We start from the raw sequence: 15,470 nt of genomic DNA on the forward strand, positions 1-15,470 counted from the left end.
TTTATGCGGGGGGACAAGCGTATATGCAAAAACGACCATTAGCTTTTCGCAAACGGTCGTTTTTTACGTTTACACGACATCTGTCGCTTTCGTTTGTGCTGTATCAACATCTTCGCGCACACGTTCAATATCAGCACCTAACGCAGCTAATTTTTCATGGAAGCGAACGTAACCACGATCTAAATGTTTAAGTTCCATCACGCGCGTATATCCTTCCGCCGCAAGTCCAGCTAAAATAAGCGCTGCAGCTGCGCGCAAATCCGTTGCAACCACTTCTGCACCTTGCAGTTGGCATGGACCATTAATGATGACGGAACGGCCTTCAATTTTCATATCAGCGTTCATGCGCCGAAATTCTTCGACGTGCATAAAGCGATTTTCAAATACCGTTTCTGTCACCATGCTTGTGCCTTCGGCTTTCATAAGAAGCGCCATCATTTGCGACTGCATATCAGTCGGAAATCCAGGATGTGGCATCGTTTTCACGTCTACCGCTTTCAGTTTGTCTGGAGCAATGACGCGCAAACCGTTGTCTTCTTCAACAATGGTGACACCCATTTCTTCTAATTTGGCGATTAATGATGTCAAATGTTCCGGCACCGCGCCTTGCACGAGGACGTTTCCACCTGTAATGGCAGCAGCAATCATAAATGTTCCGGCTTCAATACGATCAGGAATAACTGTATGTTCCGCACCATATAATGTAGTAACACCGTCGATGCGAATCGTGCCCGTTCCGGCACCGCGCACTTTCGCACCCATCGCATTTAAAAAGTTTGCTAGATCAACGATTTCCGGCTCTTTTGCGCAGTTTTCAATCACGGTTGTGCCTTCTGCTAATACGGCAGCCATCATAATGTTTTCTGTCGCACCGACACTTGGGAAATCTAAATAGATTTTCGCCCCGCGCAATTTTCCGTTCACTTCTGCGTCGATGAAACCGTTCCCGATTTTCACCGTCGCACCCATCGCTTCAAATCCTTTTAAATGTTGATCAATTGGTCTTGACCCGATCGCACAGCCGCCTGGTAGCGCGACGCGTGCGCGACCTTTGCGCGCAAGCAATGGACCCATCACTAGTACAGATGCTCGCATTTTTCGCACATATTCAAATGGAGCTTCAATGCTCAACTCTCCAGATGCATCAACGACAATTTTGTTGTTGCCAACCGTTACGTCCGCTTGTAAGTGACGTAACACTTCACTAATCGTATATACATCGGAGAGTTCAGGGACATCGTAAATGACGCTTTTTCCTTCACTCGCTAATAATGTTGCGGCGATGACCGGCAACACAGCATTTTTTGCACCTTCCACTTTCACTGTGCCGCTTAACCGCTTCCCGCCGCGGACGATGATTTTTTCCAAGGCATTCCCCTCCGCGTCCAAAGTCTCTATATTAATATTCAGCTGTTATGATTGGGGTGCCAATGACAACGGTCGTTCGCGCGCCCAATCCGTCTTGTCGTAACGCCAGTTGAAGATTCATTTGTTTTTGCCCAACAGAAAGTGACGTTTCCCACTGCTCAGTATATGCTGAGAGCGAGACAAATGTCTCTTCACGCAAAGATTCAATCGGTTGCGCTTGAAATGAAGCAAGCAAGCGAACCGCCTTGTCAAACAAAACACCTTTCATCTTACCATCGAATTCCCCTGTAATACAAGTAAAAAATGTAGGTTTTTCGAATAATTTTGTCGTTTGTCGGACGAGCGTGCGTTCGAGTTGTTTATTCCACGTTGAACCGGTTGCTTCGTATAAAACAAGGACAGCTGGATGATGAGCGTTCGTGATAAGTTGAATCGTTTCAACGTAAGCGGAGGTTTCACGTTTGCCAATCATCTTGTGCGGTTCAACCGTCCAACGAAAAGAGGACCATGTTCTCACGTATTGTTGGATCCAGTTGTGAGGGTCTGTCGTGAGCACTTGCTCTTTGGCGTAGACGTTCCATCGTTTGAGGTGAATATGATGGCTTTCAAATACGCCAAGCATGTCGTTTATTTTCGTTATTTCTCTTTCGACACGTTCACCATCATACATCCGATAACCACTTAATAACAAACAAAAAATAACGAGTGCCAACCATCTTTTTCTCATCTTTTTTCCCTTCCTCTCCTTAGCTTTATTGTTGCCAGATCGGAAGGGAACATACGTGAAAAAAATCGACAACGCTCGCGTTTAAAGTAAAAATGGCAACTGACGCGACCAGCGTAAATAATCTAAAAAGAAGTTGCTCACTAATGAGCCAATAGCAATCGTAATTAAAATGTAAAAGACGCGCGCTTGAATGATACGATTTGGTTTGAAAATGACTTCAAGTCGAACCGCTTGTAACGTCCACCACGTCACCGTAATAAAAAATAAATGAGAAAGTAAACTAATTAACGCCTCTTGTCCAAATACTTCCACGTTTATTCCTCCTTTCACAAAAGAAAATGGAAGGGTAAACCCCTTCCATTATACGTCTTATTGAAGAAAATCGCTAAAATGTTCAAACGGTGCTAGCACGTCATACGCGATATTTGGCAACACGCCGAATAAAACGGTGCCGATGACGCAAATAGCGACAACCGCAATCACCCCAGGCGGCCATTCTAATCGGTGCGTATGTTCGACCGGCCGGAAAAACATTTGGACGAAAATACCAAAATAATATACGTACGAGACGACTGTCGTTACAACCATAATCGATGCCAACACGTAATGAGCTGGCTCGACGACGAATGCGCCGAGGAAAATGTTCATTTTCCCGATAAATCCAGCCGTCCCCGGAATGCCCGCAAGCGATAGTAAAAAGATTGTCATCGCAATCGCCATAAGCGGCGAGCGGCGGTACAAGCCGGCGAATATGCTCACGTCTTCATCATCATGATGTTGAGAGACGACTTGTAAAATCGCAAACGCTCCAATCGTCATAAACAAATACGCCAATAAGTAAAACCAAATTGCTTCAAACATAAACATCGATAAGCTCGCAAAAGCGACTAATACATACCCTGCATGCGCTACGCTTGAATATGCTAACATACGTTTCACGTTGCGTTGACGAAGGGCAATTGTATTGCCGATAATCATCGTTGCCCCTGCGAGAAAAGCGATGTATGGGGCAAGTTCCATCAACATCGAAGCAGAATTTCCGATTGGCGTTTGCGCAAACACCGAAACAATGACGCGCAACACGATGACAAATCCTGCTGTTTTCGACACGACGCTTAAGAAAGAGACAACAGGCGTCGTTGCACCTTGATATACATCCGGCGCCCACATATGAAACGGAGCGGATGCTAATTTAAAAGATAGCCCAACAAACGTAAGCAAAAAGGCGAGCGATAAAATGTATTGATGATTTTCATCGTGCGTGCTTGCTAGTTGCCCAGCAATTTCTTTTATATTTGTTGATCCGGTAAAGCCGAATATGTAGCTCATCCCGAACAACGTGATCGCCGTGGCAATGCTTCCGGTAATGACATATTTTAATGCCGCTTCATTCGCTAACGTATGTTTTTTTCGAATCGCGACGAGAATATAAGAAGAAATCGACAATAGCTCAAGTCCGACAAATAATGTAATGAGATCGCCGCTTGATGCCATCATCATCGCGCCAAGAAGCGCTGTTAAAAACAAGTAATAAAATTCACCGCGATATGCGATGCGCTCCTTCGGCTCGTAATGAAGGGAAAGCAATAAAACGAGCACACTACCGATGAGCATTAACGCTTTAAACGATTTGGCGAACGAATCGAGACGGAACGTATCACCTAAAATGGACGTGACATCACTCGTCCATAAACCGAGCAAAGATACGAACGAAACAGCGACGCCGACAAAAGCGAATAAGCCAAGCAGGCTTCGGTTGCGATTTTCCGGCATAAATAGGTCGATGAGCGAGAGCGCAACCGCTACGCCGAGAATAATAAATTCCGGCATCATGACGCCCCATTCATAGCTAAGTAATGTTTCGAAATCCATCTCATCAACCCCCTAACCCGTTCATCATCGTTTCAATCGTCGTTTGTAGCGGCATCGCCAGTACGTTCGGATATACCCCGATGATGACAATAAGCAACAGTAAGCTAATTGCTGGCACCCATTCGATGCCACGTAAATCGTGAACGTTTGTCACTGCTGTTTGCCCGAACGTCATGTCAAGTACAGCGCTCAATAAATACACAGCTGTCATAATAATACCGAGCGTACCGATCGCAGCTAACAGTGGTGTTGCTTGAAATGCGCCAACGAACGCCATAAACTCGCTAATAAATCCGGACGTTCCCGGCAAACCGAGCGAAGCCATGGCTCCGGCAAGAATAAAACCTGAAACGTACGGCATCGTCTTCGCTAACCCGCCTAAACGAGCGAGCGTCGTCGTGCGCGTCCGCTCGTACATGACCCCGACGAAGAAGAATAAGAACGCCGCGATAAATCCGTGTGACACCGCTTGGAAAATCGCCCCTTGCATTCCCGCTTCATTAAGAGATCCAAGACCGATCAATACAATGCCCATATGCGATACACTTGAGTAAGCGAGTACCATTTTAAAATCGGTTTGTCTAAACGCTAAAAACGCACCGTACAATAAATTTACAACTCCTAAAACGATGAGCCATGTCGAAAATTGTTGGAATTGCCCAGGAAATAATCCGAATGCAAATCGGACAAGACCGAAAGCACCAATTTTTAACAAAACTCCTGCATGCAGCATGACGACTGATGGTGGCGCTTGAACGTGGACACGTAACATCCAGCGATGAAGCGGCACGATCGGCAATTTTACCCCAAACGCAATAAGCAACGCAAAAAACAGCCCGTAACGAAGGTCGTCGGAAATTGGCGAAATAGTTTGCACTTGAGTGGCCGGAGCAGTTAAAATGTGCCGCAACTCCGCAATGTTCGACGTCCCGGTGCGCGCAAACAATACCGCAATAACGATCAATAAGACAGCTGAACCGAGCCCGTTATAAATTAAATAGCTGTATGCTGCTTTTTCTTTTTCGAAATATCCCCATTTTCCGATTAAGAAAAACATTGGGATGAGCGTCAACTCGAAGAAGATGAAAAAGAGTACAAGGTTGCTAGCGGCAAATACGCCGAGCATACCGATTTCAAGCAATAAAAACAGTTGAAAATACCCTTTCCACTCTTTTTGAATGGATGTAGAAGCGATCGCCGCAAGCGTCGCTAAAATCGTCGTCAAAACGATCATCACAAGCGCAAAACCGTCAACATGAAGTTCATATGCAACAGTAAAATCCGTCTCCTTTAAAAACGGAAACTCGCCAAACTGAATCCATGACCGTTTTTCCGCTAACTTGCTTATATCATAGCCGTTTTGATATTGCCAAAACGCAAATAACGATAAACATAACGATGGCAACGTCGCCAACACGCCGAGCCATTTAATCGCTTTTTCTTCCTCTTTCGAAAGGAGCGAAAGAACGAGTATACCTAAAAGCGGGGAGAAAATTAAGAGCGATAAAAAGTATGGCTGCATTATAAATACCCCCCTGTCACCGCAAAAATGACGACGAGAATCGCTAAAGCAACAATGGTCACCGTGCCATACATTTGCACTTGCCCGTTTTGTAAGCGCGAGCCGATTCGTCCGATACCGCGCGTCGTTGCTGCAAATAATTGTGCCAATCCTTCGACGAGGAATCGGTCGATATACTCAAACAACAAGCTAATAAACGATGCAGCACGAATGACGGTAAGTCCGTAAAACTCGTCGACGTAATATTTATTCATAAGCACGTTGTACGTCATTGGGAAATGCGACGATAGCCAGTCGCGAGCAATCGCCTGTTTGCCATATATGAGCCACGCAAGAGCCATGCCACATAAAGAAACAACAGTCGCAACAATCATAATCCAGCTTGGACCTTCTGTATGCGCATGCCAGTTCGTTCCTTCTGTCAACCACTCACCTAAAAACGCTCCCCATGGTGTTTGGACATAGCCGGAAACGACTGCGAGCACACCGAGCACGATCATCGGCAGCACCATGACAGTTGGTGATTCATGCACATCATGAACTGCCGTCCGCGCTTCTCCTGTAAACACAAGAAAAAATAAACGGAACATATAAAACGCTGTGAAAAAGGCAGCAACAACAGCGACAACAAACAAACCGACATGCCCATGCGTCCATGTGGCAATTAAAATTTCATCTTTGCTGAAAAAGCCTGAGAACAACGGAAACCCGCTAATTGCTAACGTTCCGATTAAGAAGAGTGGAGCGGTCCATTTCATTTTTTTCCATAATCCGCCCATTTGTTCAATATTTTGCGTATGCACCGCATGAATAACGCTGCCTGCAGCTAAAAAGAGCAACGCTTTAAAAAAGGCGTGCGTCATTAAATGAAAGACGCCTGCAACATAACCTGCGGAACCGAGCGCTAACATCATGTAGCCAAGCTGGCTGACGGTGGAATATGCAAGCACGCGTTTAATGTCCGTTTGCACAAGACCGATCGATGCCGCAAAAATAGCGGTAAATCCTCCAACGTAAGCGACGGTCGTCATCGCTGTTTCACTCGCTTCATAAAGCGGGAACAATGTCGCCACTAAATATACCCCAGCAGCGACCATCGTTGCTGCGTGAATTAATGCTGATACAGGCGTTGGACCTTCCATCGCATCTGGAAGCCACGTATGAAGCGGAAATTGACCTGATTTTCCGACAGCGCCAATAAAAATAAGAATGGCGCTTAATGTGATGGTCGTAGCCGATATGTCGCCGCTTTGTAACGAAGCAAAAATAGCTTCATATTCAAAACTTTTCACTTCTAAGAACAATAAAATCATACCGATCAGCAAGCCGACATCCCCGATGCGCGTCATAATAAACGCTTTTTTCGCTGCGGCTTTTGCTTCTTCTTTGTAGAAATAAAATCCGATCAATAAGAACGAGCCAAGACCGACAAGTTCCCAAAAGATATACGTTTGCAGTAAGTTTGGTGATATGACGAGCCCAAGCATCGCAAATGTAAACAAGCCTAAATATGCGTAAAATACCGGAAAGCGCTCATCACCGTGCATATATCCTTTCGCATACGTATGTACGAGAAAACTAACAAGCGATACAACAACGAGCATTAATGCATTTAATGCGTTCACTTCAAAGCCGACCGTTATATCCACATCCCCGATTGTTAGCCATGTGTATGCTTGTTTATATGTTGATGCCGTCCATCGCTCATACAATGTTCCGAGGGCAAATGCAAGCGAAAGAAACGTCAACAACATTCCGACATACGCGCTTCGTTCTTTTAACTGCTTGCCAACGACAAGCAGCACAACAAACGATACGAACGGAAAAAGCGGTATGAGCCATGCGTTTTCCATCATCGTTCAATCATCCCCTTTTTCAGGTGCATTTATATATAACCTCTTTGTTTCCCATCCCTTATCGTTTCATCGAATCGACTTCATCAATATGAATCGTTTTGCGATTGCGGTATAGCGCAATTAAAATGGCTAATCCAACCGCTGCTTCTGCCGCTGCAACAGTAATCGTAAAGAGCGAAAACACTTGCCCTGTAATGCCTGGGTTTACGCCGTACTTGCTAAATGCGACTAAATTGACGTTTACAGCATTTAACATAAGTTCGATGCAAATGAGCACGATTACTGTATTGCGTTTTGTTAGCGCCCCGTACAACCCGATGCAAAATAAAAGAAGCGCAAATACGAGATAGGCGGATAACGGTACGCTCATTCTCCCGCCTCCTTATCATCTTTTTTCGCTAAAATGACCGCGCCAATTAATGCAACAAGCAACAAAACAGACGCAAGTTCAAACGGAATGACGTACTTCGAATACATCGCGATTCCGATTTGTTCCGTATTTTTATCATGAAGCCCAACCGCTTCGCTGCCGAAGTCGAGCGTGCGAATGCCGATATACATCACGGCACCGAAGGCAACCGTACCGAGCAAAGCAAACGCTTTTCGGAGCGGGCTACCTGTCGATTGCCCGTCATCTTGATGGCGCGTCAGCATAATGCCAAACAACATAATGATCGTAATTGCCCCAGAATAAATGAGCACTTGAACTGCCGCGACAAATTCAGCAGATAAAAGCACGTAAATGCCAGCGATGCTGACGAACGTAAAGACGAGCGCGACGACCATATGGACGACTTTGTTTAAATTTAACATAAAAATGCCGCCGCCAAGCGCAATGAGCGCAAGAACGAAAAAAGCAATATATTGTCCACTCATGGCTTATTCACCTTCCGCACGTTCGTATCGTTTTCATCAAGCCACGTTAAATCTTTAAATAACTCATCGCGGCTATATTCCGCTAATTCAAAGTTGTTCGTCATGACAATCGCCTCTGTTGGACACACTTCGGTACATAAATCGCATAAAATGCAAATTTCAAAATTAATGTCGTACGTATCAATAATTTTTCCTTTTTTCGTCGGGTCCGGATGCTTTTTGCCCGTCAATTGAATACAGTCGGTCGGGCAAATGTTTGCGCACTGGTTGCAAACGATACATTTTTCCGGATAAAACTTTTGAATGCCGCGAAAGCGATCCGGAAGCGGAAGCGGTTCATTCGGATAATCGTACGTCACTTTTTCTTTTGTTAAGTTTTTCAGCGTATACGCTAATCCTTTCATTAAACCGAGCATTTCTGCCCACCCACCTTTTTATTTAAAAAAATAGTTGTTTCACAAGAGCTGTCACAAAAATGTTGACGAGCGCAACTGGCAATAACACTTTCCAGCCAAACTCCATCAATTGATCGGCCCGCACACGCGGAAACGTAATGCGGAACCAAATGAATAAAAAGACGACTAAACTAAACTTTAAGGCAAACCAAACCGCTCCTGGAATAAAACCGAGAAATGGAAGCGGATGCCATCCTCCTAAAAAGAGCACCGTCGTTAATGCCGCCATCGCAAAAAAGTACACGTACTCTGCAAGCATGAAAAACGCCCAACGGAAGCCAGAATATTCAACATGGAATCCCGCAACAAGTTCCGATTCGGCTTCCGGCAAGTCAAATGGTGTCCGGTTTAACTCTGCCACAGCCGCGATAAGGAAAACGAGAAAACCGATCGGCTGCACAACGATAAACCAAACATCTTTTTGTGCCTCGACAATGTCGTTTAAGTTTAAACTTCCCGACAACAAAATGACACCGATGACAGACATGACAAGCGGCACTTCGTATGAAATCATTTGTGCAGCTGCGCGCATGCCTCCAAGTAGTGCATATTTGTTGTTCGATGCCCACGCACCTGTCACAACGCCGATCGTCGTTAATCCGGAAACAGCGATGTAATACAATAGCCCTACGCCAATGTCAGCAAATTGCAACGCATCCGTAAACGGCAACGCCGCAAGCACCATAAAGGCAGGGGCAAACGCAATGACCGGTGCTAAAATGAACAATGGGCGATCCGCTGCTTTTGGAATCGTATCTTCTTTCAACAATAGCTTTAACACGTCAGCAACTGTTTGTAGTAGCCCCCAGCGGCCCCCGACTTGGTTTGGACCGATACGCCCTTGCATAAATCCCATGACTTTTCGCTCCGCTAAAATGCCGTACGTAACAAACCCTAAGACGACGAGCAGCAACCCTACGCCAATCGCAAAGAAAATGGCGACATTCGTCCAGCTCGGCGTCGACTGCAAAAGTTGTTCCATCATCATCCATCGACCTCCCCAAGCACGATATCAATCGCGCCAAGTATCGCAATTAAATTGGCGATATTTTCTCCTTTTAATAGTTTCGGAAGGATTTGTAAATTATAAAATGACGGTCGACGGAATTTTAAGCGATACGGCTCTTTTTTCCCGTCGCTCGCAATATAGCACCCAATTTCCCCGCGCGGCGACTCGATGCGGACGTACGCTTCCCCTGGCGGCGCTTTAATAATTTTCGGCACTTTCGCCATAATTTCACCACCATCCGGAAACTGTTCACACGCTTGTTCAATGATGCGAAGCGATTGCTCAATTTCAGCAAGGCGGCATTCATAACGTGCAAAACAGTCACCTTCTGTGCGTACAGGCACATCAAAATCAAACCGATCATAAATCGCATACGGTTCATCCTTTCTTAAATCCCACTTCACACCTGTACAACGTAAATTAACACCGCTTAATGAATATGCTAGTGCCTCTTCTTTCGTATACTTTCCAACTCCGATGACGCGATTGCGGAAAATTTCGTTTCCTGTCACGAGCTCATGATAGCCTTCTAGTTGTTTGCGCATATATGGAACGAACTGTTTCACTTTGTTGATCCATCCATCTGGCGCATCCCATTTCACGCCGCCGACACGCATATAGTTAAACGTTAGGCGCGCGCCTGATAGTTCGTTTAATAAATTAATAATCATTTCCCGCTCACGAAACGCATATAAAAACGGGCTGACTGCACCAATATCAAGCAAATACGTCCCCCACCAAACGAGATGGCTCGCAATACGGCCAAGCTCCATCGCTAAAACACGTAAATATTCTGCGCGCTCTGGCACTTCAATACCCATCATCGTTTCTACTGCGTGACAAATAACGTAATTGTTCGTCATCGCCGATAAATAGTCCATGCGATCTGTGTACGGAATGATTTGTGTATACTGCAAATTTTCCGCAATTTTTTCTGTCCCGCGATGAAGATAACCGATGACGGGAGTCGCTTCTTTAATTATTTCCCCATCAATTTTCAGCACGAGGCGAAACACGCCGTGTGTGCTCGGATGTTGCGGTCCGACGTTTAAAAGCATCTCCTCTGTTCTCAGCACGCTCTAACCCTCCATATCGTACGGTTCGTAATCTTTCCGGAGCGGATAGCCGACCCAGTTCTCCCCTAAGAAAATGCGAATGAGGTTTGGATGGCCTTCAAAACGAATACCAAGCAAGTCGTACGCTTCGCACTCTGGCCAATTTGCCCCTGGCCAAAGCGGAACAAGCGAGTCAATGACCGGATTGTCGCGATCTATTTTTACTTTCAACGCAACGGACTGGCGATTTTTATAAGAATACAAGTGGACGTACACTTCCATATGTGTTTGAAAATCCGTTCCGTGCAACTCCGATAAATAATCAAAACTTAGCTGCTCATTATATTTTAAAAACTCAGCCACTTTAAAATATGTATCTTTTTTCACAACGAGTGTCGGTACGTCTTTCGACAAACGATTGATGTAAGCGTTTTCTAAAACATCTTTTCCGAGATGCTCTTCAATGACTTTGACGTATTTGTCGAGATATGGCTGATTTGGCGACGGTGTTTCCTCTTTTTGTTCAGCGACATCTGCATTTTTTGCTTTTGCTGCTGCAGCTTTTGCTTTCGCCGCTGCTGCCGCTTTTTTCTTCGCTAGTTCTTCTTCGCTTAATTCTCCAGACTCTGCTGCTTTTTGTTTCGCTAGCGCTGCCGCTTTCGCTTTCGCCGCTGCTGCTGCTTTTTTCTTCGCTAACTCTTCTTCGCTTAAGTCCCCCGTCTCTGTTGCTTTTTGTTTCGCCAATGCTGCCGCTTTCGCCTTCGCTGCTGCTGCCGCTTTTTTCTTCGCAAGCGCAACATCATCTTCCTGTTCGAGCGTCGGCTCAGTTTGTTCGGCTGCTTGTTTGGCGGCAAGACGCTCTTTTGCTAATTGTTTCGCCCGTTCGGCCGCTTCTCTTTTTAGTTGCTGTAAATCTTTTTCATCGCTCATTTACAGCACCCTCTTTCCTGTTTTTGCTTCGTAGCGAATCTTCTCTTTTAACTTATTAATGCCATAAATAAGGGCAGCTGGGTTTGGCGGACAGCCTGGAATATATACATCAACAGGGACGATTTGATCGACACCTTTCACAACGCAATACGATTTCACGTACGGACCACCTGCCGTTGCACATGATCCCATCGCAATGACCCATTTCGGTTCAGGCATTTGATCGTACAAGCGGCGAACAATTGGCGCCATTTTTTTCGTGACTGTACCTGAAACGATCATGACGTCAGATTGACGAGGTGACGTACGGAAAAAAGATCCAAAGCGATCTAAATCGTAATGGGAAGAACCGACTCCCATCATTTCAATGGCGCAACAGGCAAGTCCGAACGTAAGCGGCCATAGCGAGTTGCTGCGCGCCCACGCTTTTAGCTGTTCTAATGTCGTTAAAAACACATTGCGGCGCATTTCTTCCATTTCCTGATCTGATACGTTCAACAATTTTACATCCATTTTAACACCTTCTTCTTCCAAGCATACACAAGCCCAATTAACAACATGACGACGAAAATGAGCATTTCGATGATGGCAAATGCACCAAGCTTTTCAAATGCCACCGCCCACGGATATAAAAATACAGTTTCTACATCAAAAATGACGAACAGCAACGCAAAGATGTAATATCTCACGTTAAATTGCACGCGCGAATCGTGGAATGGATCCAATCCGCTCTCGTACGTTGTTTGCTTCGCTGCATTTGGCGCATGTGGACGAAGAAAACGTCCCGCTGTGAGCGCAACGATCGGAAGTAAAATACCTAAACAAAGAAACACAAAGACGACTACATAACTGTTTACATAAACGTTCAACGATGCCCCACCCCTTTGTGACTTTATACACATTTTTCAAAAACTTCATACTATTACGACTGTAACCGATAACATTATATCACTTCTTCACATATGTGTCGATAAAACTTGTTCCAAAAACAAGAAAAACACCCCCTCTTTCTAATAACAAAAAACCCTAAGAGACGATGCTCTTAGGGTTAAAAGTTGCGATTTGCGACATTTAAACGGTTGAGCGCGCGACGTAAAGCTAGCTCAGCCCGCTTATGATCAATATCTTCTTGTTTCGCTTGCAGACGGCGTTCAGCCCGCTCTTTCGCCGCTTTTGCACGCGCCACGTCAATATCTTCTGCACGTTCTGCCGCTTGCGCCAAAATCGTCACACGATCAGGGCGAACTTCTAAAAAGCCACCGCTCACCGCGACAAGCTCAGTTGCGTTTCCTTTTTTCAAACGAACCGCGCCAATCTCTAGCGGTGCGACCATCGGAATGTGCCCTGGCAACACGCCGAGTTCGCCGCTTTGCGCTTTAGCGCTCACCATTTCCACATCCGCTTCATATACTGGGCCGTCCGGAGTTACGACACTGACTTTAATCGTCTTCATGAAAAAATCCTCCTCGGTCCCTTATTAAACTTCTACGCCCATTTTTCTCGCTTTTTCAATCACTTCTTCAATACGGCCGACTAATCGGAACGCATCTTCTGGAAGATGGTCATATTTTCCTTCCAAAATTTCTTTAAAGCCACGAACTGTTTCTTTTACAGGAACGTATGAACCTGGCTGCCCTGTAAACTGTTCAGCGACGTGGAAGTTTTGTGATAAGAAGAACTGAATGCGACGAGCGCGATGAACGACAAGTTTATCTTCTTCTGAAAGCTCATCCATACCGAGAATCGCGATAATGTCTTGCAATTCTTTATAGCGTTGCAACGTTTGTTGTACTTTACGAGCAACTTGGTAATGCTCTTCTCCAACAATCTCAGGAGAAAGCGCACGAGATGTTGATGCAAGCGGGTCTACCGCTGGGTAAATACCCATCTCAGATAATTTACGCTCTAAGTTTGTCGTTGCATCTAAGTGTGCGAACGTTGTCGCTGGCGCTGGGTCTGTGTAGTCGTCTGCTGGTACGTAAATCGCTTGGATCGATGTAACCGAACCGACTGCTGTTGATGTAATACGTTCTTGTAATTGACCCATTTCTGTCGCAAGCGTTGGTTGGTAACCTACCGCTGAAGGCATGCGTCCTAATAGGGCGGAAACTTCTGAACCTGCTTGCGTGAAGCGGAAAATGTTATCGATGAAGAACAATACGTCTTGTCCTTGCTCATCACGGAAATATTCCGCCATCGTCAATCCTGTTAATGCGACGCGCATACGTGCTCCAGGCGGCTCGTTCATTTGACCGAATACCATCGCTGTTTTGTTAATAACGCCAGAGTCTTTCATTTCATGGTACAAGTCGTTTCCTTCGCGCGTGCGCTCACCAACGCCCGCGAATACGGAAATACCACCGTGCTCTTGCGCGATGTTGTTAATTAACTCTTGAATTAAAACCGTTTTTCCTACCCCTGCACCACCGAACAAACCGATTTTTCCACCTTTAATATAAGGTGCAAGCAAGTCAACGACTTTAATCCCCGTTTCTAAAATTTCAACTTGTGTAGAAAGTTGTTCAAATTTTGGTGCTGGACGGTGGATTGCATCGCGGCGAGCGTCTGCTGGGATTTCTTCTCCTAAGTCAATCGGCTCACCTAGTACGTTGAATACACGTCCAAGTGTAACTTCACCAACAGGAACAGAAATTGGTGCTCCTGTATCAATGACTTCCATGCCACGCACTAATCCGTCTGTCGTTGACATCGCAATTGTGCGTACTGTATCGTCCCCAAGGTGAAGGGCTACTTCTAACGTTAAGTCGATATCGACTTCTTTTTCGTTACGCGCTTTATGTTTAATTTTTAGGGCGTTGTAAATCGCAGGTAAGTGTCCGTCTTCGAACTTGACGTCTACAACAGGACCCATAACTTGAATAACGCGTCCTTTTGCCATCGTTTTCCCTCCTAACTGCTAATCAACCTTATTGCAAGGCGTTCGCTCCGGCCACAATCTCTGTAATTTCTTGCGTAATCGCTGCTTGGCGGGCACGGTTGTAAGAAAGCGTAAGTGTCCGAATCAATTCTTTTGCGTTGTCTGTTGCGTTTTTCATCGCTGTCATCCGCGCTGCATGCTCGCTCGCCTTCGCATCAAGCAACGCACCGTAAATTAAGCTTTCAGCGTATTGTGGCAACAATACTTCTAAAATTTCTTCTTGTGACGGTTCAAATTCGTAAGTTGTCAACTTTTTATCAGAAGCTAAATCCGTTAAAGGCAATAGCTTTTTCTCCGTCACATCTTGTTGAATGGCACTGACGAAATGGTTGTAAAACATATACAATTCATCAAACGTACCATCTGCAAACATGTTTACTGTTTTGTTCGCAATTTCTTTAATGTCCGCAAACACCGGTTGGTCCGGCAAGCCGGTAATATGTAAAGCTACCGGAATGTTGCGGCGTTTAAAGAAATTTAAACCGACGCGACCGATTGCAATAATCGCATACTCTTCTGACGAACGGTGACGCTCTTGAATTGTTTGAAAAACGGTACGAAGCACGTTGCTGTTGTAAGCACCTGCTAAACCACGGTCAGATGTAATGACTAAATATCCCGTCTTTTTTACCGGGCGCTTTACGAGCATTGGATGAGAAGCGTCATTGCTACCGAGCGCAACGCTCGCTACAACTTCTTGAATTTTTTCCATATACGGTGTAAACGATCTTGCGTTATGCTCAGCACGGTTTAATTTCGATGCCGAGACCATTTCCATCGCTTTTGTAATTTGGCTCGTCTTTTTTGTCGTATTAATCCGTGCTTTTATATCGCGTAACGATGCTCCCAAAGGTTTCACCAC

17 protein-coding genes are annotated in these 15,470 nt (G+C 45.3%); all 17 read right to left on the reverse strand.

The annotated features are described in order from the left end of the window. Positions 1–69 precede the first annotated feature (69 nt). Positions 70–1,368 carry a UDP-N-acetylglucosamine 1-carboxyvinyltransferase gene (gene murA / locus ABEV15_RS01700; RefSeq protein ID WP_429630172.1) on the reverse strand — a complete coding sequence of 433 codons (1,299 nt, stop codon included), beginning with the start codon at positions 1,366–1,368 and terminating at the stop codon, positions 70–72. Between the two features lie 31 nt (positions 1,369–1,399). After that, positions 1,400–2,095 (reverse strand): YwmB family TATA-box binding protein, encoded by a 696-nt coding sequence (locus ABEV15_RS01705; protein ID WP_498852210.1) that lies wholly within the window; start codon positions 2,093–2,095, stop codon positions 1,400–1,402. A gap of 81 nt (positions 2,096–2,176) precedes the next feature. After that, the gene (locus ABEV15_RS01710) at positions 2,177–2,407 is read right to left on the reverse strand and encodes a DUF1146 family protein (protein ID WP_164875846.1); all 231 of its coding nucleotides are present in this window, start codon (positions 2,405–2,407) and stop codon (positions 2,177–2,179) included. Positions 2,408–2,464: 57 nt separating this feature from the next. After that, complete coding sequence (gene nuoN, locus ABEV15_RS01715) at positions 2,465–3,967, reverse strand: NADH-quinone oxidoreductase subunit NuoN (protein WP_498852211.1); 1,503 nt, start codon at positions 3,965–3,967, stop codon at positions 2,465–2,467. Between the two features lie 4 nt (positions 3,968–3,971). Then, the gene (locus ABEV15_RS01720) at positions 3,972–5,489 is read right to left on the reverse strand and encodes an NADH-quinone oxidoreductase subunit M (RefSeq protein ID WP_498852212.1); all 1,518 of its coding nucleotides are present in this window, start codon (positions 5,487–5,489) and stop codon (positions 3,972–3,974) included. Continuing rightward, positions 5,489–7,345, reverse strand: a complete 1,857-nt coding sequence (nuoL, locus tag ABEV15_RS01725) for an NADH-quinone oxidoreductase subunit L (protein ID WP_498852213.1) — start codon at positions 7,343–7,345, stop codon at positions 5,489–5,491. Before nuoL ends, ABEV15_RS01720 begins: the two co-directional genes overlap by 1 nt. A gap of 58 nt (positions 7,346–7,403) precedes the next feature. Then, the gene (gene nuoK / locus ABEV15_RS01730) at positions 7,404–7,715 is read right to left on the reverse strand and encodes an NADH-quinone oxidoreductase subunit NuoK (RefSeq protein ID WP_004892986.1); all 312 of its coding nucleotides are present in this window, start codon (positions 7,713–7,715) and stop codon (positions 7,404–7,406) included. Next, on the reverse strand, positions 7,712–8,221 hold the full coding sequence (locus ABEV15_RS01735) for an NADH-quinone oxidoreductase subunit J (protein ID WP_498852214.1): 510 nt from the start codon (positions 8,219–8,221) through the stop codon (positions 7,712–7,714). Before ABEV15_RS01735 ends, nuoK begins: the two co-directional genes overlap by 4 nt. Next, entirely contained in the window at positions 8,218–8,637 is a 420-nt protein-coding gene (gene nuoI / locus ABEV15_RS01740; protein WP_003396988.1) for an NADH-quinone oxidoreductase subunit NuoI, read from the reverse strand. The genes ABEV15_RS01735 and nuoI overlap by 4 nt, the downstream gene beginning before the upstream one ends. A gap of 22 nt (positions 8,638–8,659) precedes the next feature. Next, positions 8,660–9,661, reverse strand: a complete 1,002-nt coding sequence (gene nuoH, locus ABEV15_RS01745; protein ID WP_498852241.1) for an NADH-quinone oxidoreductase subunit NuoH — start codon at positions 9,659–9,661, stop codon at positions 8,660–8,662. Then, positions 9,661–10,761, reverse strand: a complete 1,101-nt coding sequence (locus ABEV15_RS01750; RefSeq protein ID WP_498852215.1) for an NADH-quinone oxidoreductase subunit D — start codon at positions 10,759–10,761, stop codon at positions 9,661–9,663. Before ABEV15_RS01750 ends, nuoH begins: the two co-directional genes overlap by 1 nt. Before the next feature lie 3 nt (positions 10,762–10,764). After that, positions 10,765–11,670, reverse strand: coding sequence for an NADH-quinone oxidoreductase subunit C (locus tag ABEV15_RS01755; RefSeq protein ID WP_498852216.1), 906 nt, complete (start codon positions 11,668–11,670; stop codon positions 10,765–10,767). Then, positions 11,671–12,183, reverse strand: a complete 513-nt coding sequence (locus ABEV15_RS01760; RefSeq protein ID WP_003396994.1) for a NuoB/complex I 20 kDa subunit family protein — start codon at positions 12,181–12,183, stop codon at positions 11,671–11,673. Continuing rightward, positions 12,174–12,572 carry an NADH-quinone oxidoreductase subunit A gene (locus tag ABEV15_RS01765; RefSeq protein ID WP_035019004.1) on the reverse strand — a complete coding sequence of 133 codons (399 nt, stop codon included), beginning with the start codon at positions 12,570–12,572 and terminating at the stop codon, positions 12,174–12,176. Before ABEV15_RS01765 ends, ABEV15_RS01760 begins: the two co-directional genes overlap by 10 nt. Before the next feature lie 146 nt (positions 12,573–12,718). Then, positions 12,719–13,123, reverse strand: coding sequence for a F0F1 ATP synthase subunit epsilon (locus ABEV15_RS01770; RefSeq protein ID WP_003396996.1), 405 nt, complete (start codon positions 13,121–13,123; stop codon positions 12,719–12,721). 24 nt (positions 13,124–13,147) lie between these two features. Further along, positions 13,148–14,569 carry a F0F1 ATP synthase subunit beta gene (atpD, locus tag ABEV15_RS01775; protein WP_004893005.1) on the reverse strand — a complete coding sequence of 474 codons (1,422 nt, stop codon included), beginning with the start codon at positions 14,567–14,569 and terminating at the stop codon, positions 13,148–13,150. Between the two features lie 28 nt (positions 14,570–14,597). Then, a complete protein-coding gene (locus ABEV15_RS01780) occupies positions 14,598–15,458 on the reverse strand; it encodes a F0F1 ATP synthase subunit gamma (RefSeq protein WP_498852217.1) in 861 nt (286 codons plus the stop codon). Positions 15,459–15,470 lie beyond the last annotated feature (12 nt).

The sequence above is a fragment of the Bhargavaea massiliensis genome (genome assembly GCF_050480245.1).
Classification (GTDB): Bacteria; Bacillota; Bacilli; order Bacillales; family Anoxybacillaceae; genus Anoxybacillus.

Excerpts from the sequence above, each read along its gene's own strand:
- ABEV15_RS01720 (WP_498852212.1), bottom strand. The coding sequence starts at position 5,489 with ATGCAGCCATACTTTTTATCGCTCTTAATTTTCTCCCCGCTTTTAGGT.
- nuoH (WP_498852241.1), bottom strand. The coding sequence starts at position 9,661 with ATGATGGAACAACTTTTGCAGTCGACGCCGAGCTGGACGAATGTCGCC.
- ABEV15_RS01765 (WP_035019004.1), bottom strand. The coding sequence starts at position 12,572 with ATGTGTATAAAGTCACAAAGGGGTGGGGCATCGTTGAACGTTTATGTA.
- ABEV15_RS01755 (WP_498852216.1), bottom strand. The coding sequence starts at position 11,670 with ATGAGCGATGAAAAAGATTTACAGCAACTAAAAAGAGAAGCGGCCGAA.
- nuoL (WP_498852213.1), bottom strand. The coding sequence starts at position 7,345 with ATGATGGAAAACGCATGGCTCATACCGCTTTTTCCGTTCGTATCGTTT.
- nuoK (WP_004892986.1), bottom strand. The coding sequence starts at position 7,715 with ATGAGCGTACCGTTATCCGCCTATCTCGTATTTGCGCTTCTTTTATTT.
- ABEV15_RS01760 (WP_003396994.1), bottom strand. The coding sequence starts at position 12,183 with ATGGATGTAAAATTGTTGAACGTATCAGATCAGGAAATGGAAGAAATG.
- nuoI (WP_003396988.1), bottom strand. The coding sequence starts at position 8,637 with ATGCTCGGTTTAATGAAAGGATTAGCGTATACGCTGAAAAACTTAACA.
- ABEV15_RS01735 (WP_498852214.1), bottom strand. The coding sequence starts at position 8,221 with ATGAGTGGACAATATATTGCTTTTTTCGTTCTTGCGCTCATTGCGCTT.
- atpD (WP_004893005.1), bottom strand. The coding sequence starts at position 14,569 with ATGGCAAAAGGACGCGTTATTCAAGTTATGGGTCCTGTTGTAGACGTC.
- ABEV15_RS01770 (WP_003396996.1), bottom strand. The coding sequence starts at position 13,123 with ATGAAGACGATTAAAGTCAGTGTCGTAACTCCGGACGGCCCAGTATAT.
- nuoN (WP_498852211.1), bottom strand. The coding sequence starts at position 3,967 with ATGGATTTCGAAACATTACTTAGCTATGAATGGGGCGTCATGATGCCG.
- ABEV15_RS01705 (WP_498852210.1), bottom strand. The coding sequence starts at position 2,095 with ATGAGAAAAAGATGGTTGGCACTCGTTATTTTTTGTTTGTTATTAAGT.